At 70.6% G+C, this 7,738-nt stretch carries 8 protein-coding genes; 5 read left to right on the top strand and 3 right to left on the bottom strand.

The genetic code is table 11. The features are described 5' to 3' along the window. Positions 1 to 132: 132 nt before the first annotated feature. Both AB0H82_RS17165 and AB0H82_RS17160 read right to left on the bottom strand, forming a co-directional pair. Complete coding sequence (locus AB0H82_RS17165) at positions 133 to 906, bottom strand: SDR family oxidoreductase (protein ID WP_362993422.1); 774 nt, start codon at positions 904 to 906, stop codon at positions 133 to 135. Between the two features lie 54 nt (positions 907 to 960). Beyond that, positions 961 to 1,641, bottom strand: a complete 681-nt coding sequence (locus AB0H82_RS17160; protein ID WP_362993420.1) for an MOSC domain-containing protein — start codon at positions 1,639 to 1,641, stop codon at positions 961 to 963. An 82-nt stretch (positions 1,642 to 1,723) separates the two neighbouring features. Between AB0H82_RS17160 and AB0H82_RS17155 the strand changes: the two genes are divergently transcribed. Continuing rightward, on the top strand, positions 1,724 to 2,620 hold the full coding sequence (locus AB0H82_RS17155; RefSeq protein ID WP_362993418.1) for a LysR family transcriptional regulator: 897 nt from the start codon (positions 1,724 to 1,726) through the stop codon (positions 2,618 to 2,620). Positions 2,621 to 2,660: 40 nt separating this feature from the next. On the opposite strand, the gene AB0H82_RS17150 is transcribed toward AB0H82_RS17155, so the two are convergent. Then, positions 2,661 to 2,990 carry a WhiB family transcriptional regulator gene (locus AB0H82_RS17150; protein ID WP_362993416.1) on the bottom strand — a complete coding sequence of 110 codons (330 nt, stop codon included), beginning with the start codon at positions 2,988 to 2,990 and terminating at the stop codon, positions 2,661 to 2,663. Between the two features lie 389 nt (positions 2,991 to 3,379). On the opposite strand from AB0H82_RS17150, the gene AB0H82_RS17145 reads away from it, so the two are divergent. The 4 genes from AB0H82_RS17145 to AB0H82_RS17130 all read left to right on the top strand — a co-directional run bounded on the left by AB0H82_RS17145 (position 3,380) and on the right by AB0H82_RS17130 (position 7,684). Beyond that, positions 3,380 to 3,991 carry a response regulator transcription factor gene (locus AB0H82_RS17145; RefSeq protein ID WP_003948568.1) on the top strand — a complete coding sequence of 204 codons (612 nt, stop codon included), beginning with the start codon at positions 3,380 to 3,382 and terminating at the stop codon, positions 3,989 to 3,991. A 245-nt stretch (positions 3,992 to 4,236) separates the two neighbouring features. Further along, the gene (locus AB0H82_RS17140) at positions 4,237 to 4,812 is read left to right on the top strand and encodes a sigma-70 family RNA polymerase sigma factor (RefSeq protein WP_055563244.1); all 576 of its coding nucleotides are present in this window, start codon (positions 4,237 to 4,239) and stop codon (positions 4,810 to 4,812) included. A 115-nt stretch (positions 4,813 to 4,927) separates the two neighbouring features. Beyond that, positions 4,928 to 6,445 carry an IMP dehydrogenase gene (gene guaB, locus AB0H82_RS17135; protein ID WP_362993413.1) on the top strand — a complete coding sequence of 506 codons (1,518 nt, stop codon included), beginning with the start codon at positions 4,928 to 4,930 and terminating at the stop codon, positions 6,443 to 6,445. A gap of 114 nt (positions 6,446 to 6,559) precedes the next feature. Continuing rightward, the gene (locus AB0H82_RS17130; protein WP_362993411.1) at positions 6,560 to 7,684 is read left to right on the top strand and encodes a GuaB3 family IMP dehydrogenase-related protein; all 1,125 of its coding nucleotides are present in this window, start codon (positions 6,560 to 6,562) and stop codon (positions 7,682 to 7,684) included. Positions 7,685 to 7,738: the final 54 nt, after the last annotated feature.

Below are 7,738 nucleotides of genomic sequence, written 5' to 3'. Positions count from 1 at the left end.
GGGGACCCGAAGGCGGCCCTGCCCGAACTCCCCTGCCTCACCTGCCGGTTCGACCAGCCAGGGACAACCCGCACCCGGCGACGAAAGGGCAACCCGGCAGACGGGAAACCGCCCCCGCAAAGGCGCCGCAGGCTACTGCGGGCCGTACTTGCGGCCCGTCCGCGACGTGACACCGCCCAGCAGATTCCGCGGCGTCACCTTCACCACCCCCATCAGCGCCTTGTACCGCGGGTCGGGCACGGACAGCGTCTTGCCGCGGGCGAGGTCGGCCAGGGCGACCGCGACCAGCTTGTCCGCGTCGAGCCACATCCAGTTGGGGATGTTGGACGTACCCATCCCGGCGCGCTGGTGGAACTCCGTGCGTACGAAGCCGGGGCAGAGCGCCATCAGCCGTACCCCGGACCCGGCCAGGTCCTTCGCCGCGCCCTGTGTGAACTGCACGACCCACGCCTTCGACGCGCCGTACGTCCCGCGCGGCACGAACGCCGCCACCGACGCGACGTTCACCACCCCGCCGCGGCCGCGGTCCCGCATCGACGCCGTCGCCGCCGACGTCAGCCGCAGCACCGCCTCGCAGTGCACCTTGAGCATCGTCAGCTCGTCCTGGAGCGAGACCTCCAGGTAGCGGCCCTTGTTGCCGAACCCCGCGTTGTTGATCAGCAGGTCGACCGGGTCCCTCCGGTTCGACAGCCGCTGCTCGACCGCCTCGATGCCCGCGTCCGTCGCGAGGTCGGCGGTGAGCACCTCCGCCTCGATGCCGTGCCGGTCGTGCAGCTCGGTCGCCTGTTCGCGCAGCCGCTTGGTGTCGCGAGCCACCAGCACGAGGTTGTGCCCGTCACCCGCGAGACGCCGCGCGAAGGCGGCGCCGATGCCGGCGGTAGATCCCGTAATCAGAGCCGTAGTCATGGACCAAGGCTAGTGAGATCGCGCGCCCGCCGTGTCGCGCGGACGGACCCGGCCTCAGGAGGAGGCGGCAGCGGCCTGCTGCGCCAGGTACCTGCGCGCGCGCTCGGCCGTCCCGGGGTGCAGCGCGTCGCCCGCCGCGAGCAGCCGCGGCAGCAGCGACTTGTCCGTCGTGACGGCCCGGTACTGAAGGCCGACGGTGACCTCGTGCGCCGGCCGGTGCAGGATCTCGATGCGGTCCCCGGCCCGGATCTCCCCCGGCTCGATCACCCGCAGATACGCGCCGGGGGCGTCCGCCTCGGTGAACCGCTTGACCCACCCCTTCTCGCCGAGGTGGCCCTGGAACGTACGGCAGGGGATGCGGCCGCTCGTCACCTCAAGGACAAGCTCGGCACCTATCCGCCAGCGCTCGCCGATCTTCGCGCCGTTCACGTCGACGCCGGACGTCGTGAGGTTCTCGCCGAAGGAGCCGTCGGGCAGGTCCCGGCCGAGCGTCCGCTCCCAGGCGTCCAGGTCCTCGCGGGCGTAGGCGTACACCGCCTGGTCGTTGCCTCCGTGGTGCCGCAGGTCGCAGATCTCGTCACCGGCGAGGCCGCTCCCGCCGACCCCCTTCGCGCCCGGCGCGGCCACGCGCACGGGTCCCGGAACCGGACGCTTGTCGATACCGGTGTGACCCGAGGGCGCGCCGGTGTACTCGGCGGCCTTGCGGCGGCCCACATTCACAGAAAGAAGCTCCATGGCAGGCAGGCTAAGCGAGCAAGCCCCAAAGGTGCGACGTAATATTTCGCGACATGTCCAAGCGTCGCTTATGCTTCGAACCATGATCGAGGCCCGTCATCTCCGTGTCCTGCGCGCCGTGGCCGCCACCGGCTCCTTCTCGGCCGCGGCCCGTGAGCTCGGCTGTACCCAGCCCGCCGTCAGCCAGCAGATGAAGGCACTCGAATCCTCGGCCGGCACGCCGCTGCTGATCCGCACGGGCCGCGAGATGCGCCTGACGCAGGCGGGCGAGGCCCTCGTCCGGCACGCCGCGGGCATCCTCGCCGGGCTCACCGCCGCGGAGGAGGAGGTCGCCGCGATCGCGGGCCTGCGCGCAGGCCGGGTCCGGCTCGTCTCGTTCCCCAGCGGCAGCTCCACGCTCGTCCCCTGCGCCCTCGCGGCACTGCGCGCCGCGCACCCCGGCACGCGCGTGTCGCTCGTCGAGGCCGAGCCGCCGCGCTCGGTGGAGATGCTGCGCGAGGGTGACTGCGACGTCGCGCTGGCGTTCCGGTACGAGGGGGCGACGGCGGCGGAGGAGTGGGGCGACCTCGTCGTGCGTCCGCTGCTCGCGGACCGGCTCGTCGGCCTCGTGCCGGAGGGGCACCGGCTCGCCGACGCGGCATCGGTCACCATCGGGGAGTTCGCGGCCGAGTCGTGGATCGCGGGCTGCCCCCGCTGCCGCAGGCAACTGGTGGAGGTCTGCGAGAGCGCGGGCTTCGTGCCCCGGATCGACTTCGCGACCGACGACTATCCGGCGGTGATCGGCCTGGTCGGCGCCGGTCTGGGAGTGGCGGTGCTGCCCGAGCTCGCGATCGAGTCGGTGCGCCCCAAGGGCGCCCGCACCGTGACGGTGGAGCCTGCCGTGCAGCGGGAGATCGTCGCGCTCACCCTGCCGGACCTGGCGCAGGTGCCGGCCGTCGCCGCCACGCTGGACCACCTCGCGCGGGCCGCGGCCCGCTGATCGGCACCCCCGCGGGGGCGCCCCGTGAAGAAACGTTCCTTCAGCTGTGCGACACGGCGCCGCTCGTCGAGGCGGACGCCGTGACGAGTCGATTGCGCGCGCGCCCCATGAGCTCTTCGCGCTCGTCCTCGGTCAGCCCGCCCCACACGCCGTAGGGCTCGCGCACCGCGAGCGCGTGCGCGGCGCACTCCGCCCGCACCGGGCACCGCATGCAGACCTCCTTGGCCGAGTTCTCGCGTGCGCTGCGAGCCGCTCCCCGCTCACCCTCCGGATGGAAGAAGAGCGAGCTGTCGACCCCGCGGCAGGCCGCGAGGAGCTGCCAGTCCCACAGATCTGCGTTCGGTCCGGGAAGGCGGGAGAAATCTGCCATTGCTGGTCCCCTTGGTGCCGTTCTACGCGGATACGGTGCCGATGACCGTACATCTACTGTCTAAGGAGATGAAAATATGACTCATTGCGAATCTAGCCATAGACACCAGGAAAAGGGAAGAAAAGGCGCTAAATGGGGCATAGGTTGTGATGAAAGGTTGAGGGTGTCCGGCGCGCTCTGCGCTGTGTCGGCGCCCTCACGTAGAGTGCCGAAGGTGGCTGACCGCCCCGTAACTCTTTCGGGTGACCGTCGTTGAGAGTGCGGAGGCGGTTGAAGAAACAAGCGCTCGGGCAGGTGTCCGAGAGCGTCAACCGCACAGGTGACGAATAAGTACCAGCCTGGAGGCTCAAGGTGACGCGCAGCAGCTGTGAGAGCCGCGGAGGACAGTCATGACATCGGTCCTCGTCTGCGACGACTCCCCGCTTGCCCGAGAGGCGCTCCGCCGCGCGGTCGCGACCGTGCCCGGCGTAGAGCGTGTGACGACTGCGGCCAACGGCGAGGAAGTCCTCCGCCGCTGGGGCGCCGACCGCTCGGACCTGATTCTGATGGACGTACGCATGCCCGGACTCGGGGGTGTGGAGACCGTCCGGCGGCTGCTGTCCGCCGACCCGGGTGCGCGCATCATCATGCTCACCGTCGCCGAGGACCTGGACGGGGTCGCACTCGCGGTCGCGGCCGGCGCCCGCGGCTATCTGCACAAGGACGCCTCGCGCGCCGAGCTGCGGGCGACCGTCACCCAGGCGCTCGCCGACCCGACGTGGCGGCTCGCGCCGCGCAGACTGCGCTCGGCCGAGATGGGCGCCGCGCCCACCCTCACCGCGCGTGAGATCCAGGTCCTCGAAGGCATGAGCCACGGCCGCTCGAACGCGGAGATCGGCCGTGAGCTCTTCCTCTCCGAGGACACCGTGAAGACGCACGCCAGGCGCCTCTTCAAGAAGCTCGGCGCCTCGGACCGGGCACACGCCGTGGCGCTCGGATTCCGCTGGGGTCTGGTCCGCTGAGTGCACCGCCGCGGGGGCACGGCGATCCCCGTCCGCCACCCGGTGGGCGGGGCGGCCGACGTCCGTGGCTGCTTGTTTCGCCGCCGATGCCGCATCCTTGAGGTGTGGAGTTCCTCGGGGACGAGTCGATCGAGCGGGAGGGGAGGGCGCAGGAGATGAGTTCCGGCGCACCTGCTCATAACGCTTCAGTGCACAACTACGGACGCGGTGCCGCGGATCAGTCGCCGTCAAGGCACCATGGACCGATGCGCGATGACAAGACGACGGTTATTGGTGCCCTCGTTCTTCGCGCTGTGGAGGGCGACGAGCAGGCCACGCACGACCTGCTGGCACACGTGCACCCCCTCGCGCTGCGCTACTGCCGCACCCGCCTGTCCCGCCTGCCGGGTGACGCACGGCACTTCGTGGAGGACCTGGCCCAGGAAGTCTGTGTCGCCGTCCTCCTCGCCCTGCCGCGCTACAAGGACACGGGCCGCCCCTTCGAAGCCTTCGTCTTCGCGATCGCGGCGCACAAGGTGGCCGACCTGCAGCGCGCGGCGATGCGGCACCCCGGCTCGACCGCGGTGCCCTCCGACGAGATGCCCGAGCGGCCCGACGACTCGCTCGGCCCGGAGGAGCGCGCCCTGCTCAGCAGCGACGCGGAGTGGGCCAAGAAGCTCCTCGCCAACCTCCCGGACAACCAGCGCGAGCTGCTGCTCCTGCGGATCGCCGTCGGCCTCACGGCCGAGGAGACCGGACAGATGCTGGGGATGTCCCCCGGTGCGGTGCGGGTCGCGCAGCACCGGGCGCTGAGTCGCCTGCGGGCCCTCGCGGAGCAATGAGCACTGACGTGCGAACGTACAAAGAACCTCGATGATCTTGATCGTGGAATGAGACACCCTCGGAGCCCGTTAGCATGGACATCCGCACCGATCAAGGCCATTTGGGGAAGGTGTCATGACTGCAAACGGCGGTTCTTCGACTGGGGTGCCCGAGAAATTCGCGACACTCGGGCTGACCTACGACGACGTGCTGCTGCTGCCGGGCGCGTCGGACATGGCGCCCGACCAGATCGACACTTCCTCGCTCATCTCCAAGAACGTCAGGGTGAACGTCCCGCTGCTCTCGGCGGCGATGGACAAGGTCACCGAGTCCCGCATGGCGATCGCCATGGCCCGCCAGGGCGGCGTCGGTGTGCTGCACCGCAACCTCTCCATCGCGGACCAGGCCAACCAGGTCGACCTGGTGAAGCGCTCCGAGTCCGGCATGGTCACCGACCCGATCACGGTGCACCCGGACGCGACGCTCGGCGAGGCCGACGCGATCTGCGCGAAGTTCCGCATCAGCGGTGTCCCCGTCACCGACGCAGCCGGCAAGCTGCTCGGCATCGTCACCAACCGTGACATGGCCTTCGAGTCGGACCGCACGCGCCAGGTGCGCGAGGTCATGACGCCGATGCCGCTGGTCACCGGCAAGGTCGGCATCTCCGGCGTGGACGCCATGGAACTGCTGCGCCGCCACAAGATCGAGAAGCTGCCGCTGGTCGACGACGCGGGCATCCTCAAGGGCCTCATCACGGTCAAGGACTTCGTGAAGGCCGAGAAGTACCCGAACGCCGCGAAGGACGGCGAGGGCCGCCTCCTCGTCGGCGCCGCCGTGGGCGTCGCGGGCGACGCCTTCGAGCGCGCCCAGGCCCTGGTCGCCGCGGGCGTCGACTTCATCGTCGTCGACACCGCGCACGGCCACTCCCGCCTGGTCGGCGACATGGTCGCCAAGATCAAGTCGGACGCCCCGCGCGTGGACGTCATCGGCGGCAACATCGCCACCCGCGAGGGCGCCCAGGCGCTCATCGACGCCGGAGTCGACGGCATCAAGGTCGGCGTGGGCCCCGGCTCCATCTGCACCACGCGCGTCGTCGCCGGCATCGGCGTACCGCAGGTAACGGCTATCTACGAAGCGTCGCTCGCCGCCAAGGAGGCCGGTGTCCCGGTCATCGGCGACGGCGGCCTGCAGTACTCCGGAGACATCGCCAAGGCGCTCGTCGCCGGCGCGGACACCGTCATGCTGGGCTCGCTGCTCGCCGGCTGCGAGGAGTCGCCGGGTGAGCTGATGTTCATCAACGGCAAGCAGTTCAAGTCGTACCGCGGCATGGGCTCGCTGGGCGCGATGCAGACCCGCGGCGAGCGCAAGTCCTTCTCCAAGGACCGCTACTTCCAGGAGGGCGTCGCCTCCGACGAGAAGCTGGTGCCCGAGGGCATCGAGGGCCAGGTCCCCTACCGCGGCCCGCTCTCGGCGGTCGTCCACCAGCTGGTGGGCGGACTGCGCCAGTCGATGTTCTACGTGGGCGGACGCACCGTCCCCGAGCTCCAGGCCAACGGCCGCTTCGTCCGCATCACGTCCGCGGGGCTCAAGGAGAGCCACCCGCACGACATCCAGATGACGGTCGAGGCGCCGAACTACAGCCGTACGAAGTAGTCTCCTGCGCTCCACGCGCGCGTGGAGGGGCGGTCCCGGAATCAACCGGGACCGCCCCTTCCGTGTGCGTCGGGGATACTGGACAGGCAGACCAAGAGGGAAAGGCCCCACAACGTGACTGAGATCGAGATCGGGCGCGGCAAGCGCGGCCGCCGCGCGTACGCCTTCGACGACATCGCCGTCGTACCGAGCCGGCGCACCCGCGACCCGAAGGAGGTCTCGATCGCGTGGCAGATCGACGCCTACCGCTTCGAGCTGCCCTTCCTGGCCGCTCCGATGGACTCCGTGGTCTCCCCGCAGACCGCCATCCGCATCGGTGAGCTGGGCGGCCTCGGCGTCCTGAACCTCGAAGGCCTCTGGACACGGTACGAGGACCCGCAGCCGCTGCTCGACGAGATCGCCGAGCTGGACTCGGAGACCGCGACCCGGCGCCTCCAGGAGATCTACGCGGCCCCGATCAAGGCCGACCTGATCGGGCAGCGCATCAAGGAGGTGCGCGACGCGGGCGTCGTCACCGCCGCCGCGCTCTCGCCGCAGCGCACCGCCGAGTTCTCCAAGGCCGTCGTCGACGCCGGTGTCGACATCTTCGTGATCCGCGGCACCACCGTCTCCGCCGAGCACGTCTCCGGCGCCGCCGAGCCGCTGAACCTGAAGCAGTTCATCTACGAGCTGGACGTCCCGGTCATCGTCGGCGGCTGCGCCACGTACACCGCCGCCCTGCACCTGATGCGCACGGGCGCCGCGGGCGTCCTGGTCGGCTTCGGCGGCGGCGCCGCGCACACCACGCGCAACGTCCTGGGCATCCAGGTCCCGATGGCCACCGCCGTCGCCGACGTCGCGGCCGCCCGCCGTGACTACATGGACGAGTCCGGCGGCCGGTACGTGCACGTCATCGCCGACGGCGGCGTGGGCTGGTCCGGCGACCTGCCCAAGGCCATCGCGTGCGGCGCCGACTCCGTGATGGTGGGCTCCCCGCTGGCCCGCGCCACGGACGCGCCCGGCAAGGGCCACCACTGGGGCATGGAGGCCGTCCACGAGGACGTGCCGCGCGGCAAGAAGGTCGACCTGGGCACGGTCGGCACCACCGAGGAGATCCTCACAGGACCGTCGCACATCCCGGACGGCTCGATGAACTTCTTCGGAGCGCTGCGCCGCGCCATGGCGACCACGGGCTACAGCGAGCTCAAGGAGTTCCAGCGCGTCGAGGTGACGGTCGCGGACTCGCAGCACAAGCGCTGACGGATCGCACGCGGAAGGGCCCCGGTACTTCGTACCGGGGCCCTTCCTGTCGTT

Origin of the sequence: Streptomyces sp. NPDC050732 (assembly GCF_040654255.1) — a bacterium.
GTDB lineage: Bacteria > Actinomycetota > Actinomycetes > Streptomycetales > Streptomycetaceae > Streptomyces.
This window is presented reverse-complemented; position numbering and strand designations above follow the sequence as displayed.

Excerpts from the sequence above, each read along its gene's own strand:
- AB0H82_RS17160 (WP_362993420.1), bottom strand. The coding sequence starts at position 1,641 with ATGGAGCTTCTTTCTGTGAATGTGGGCCGCCGCAAGGCCGCCGAGTAC.
- AB0H82_RS17145 (WP_003948568.1), top strand. The coding sequence starts at position 3,380 with ATGACATCGGTCCTCGTCTGCGACGACTCCCCGCTTGCCCGAGAGGCG.
- AB0H82_RS17150 (WP_362993416.1), bottom strand. The coding sequence starts at position 2,990 with ATGGCAGATTTCTCCCGCCTTCCCGGACCGAACGCAGATCTGTGGGAC.
- AB0H82_RS17165 (WP_362993422.1), bottom strand. The coding sequence starts at position 906 with ATGACTACGGCTCTGATTACGGGATCTACCGCCGGCATCGGCGCCGCC.
- AB0H82_RS17155 (WP_362993418.1), top strand. The coding sequence starts at position 1,724 with ATGATCGAGGCCCGTCATCTCCGTGTCCTGCGCGCCGTGGCCGCCACC.
- AB0H82_RS17140 (WP_055563244.1), top strand. The coding sequence starts at position 4,237 with ATGCGCGATGACAAGACGACGGTTATTGGTGCCCTCGTTCTTCGCGCT.
- guaB (WP_362993413.1), top strand. The coding sequence starts at position 4,928 with ATGACTGCAAACGGCGGTTCTTCGACTGGGGTGCCCGAGAAATTCGCG.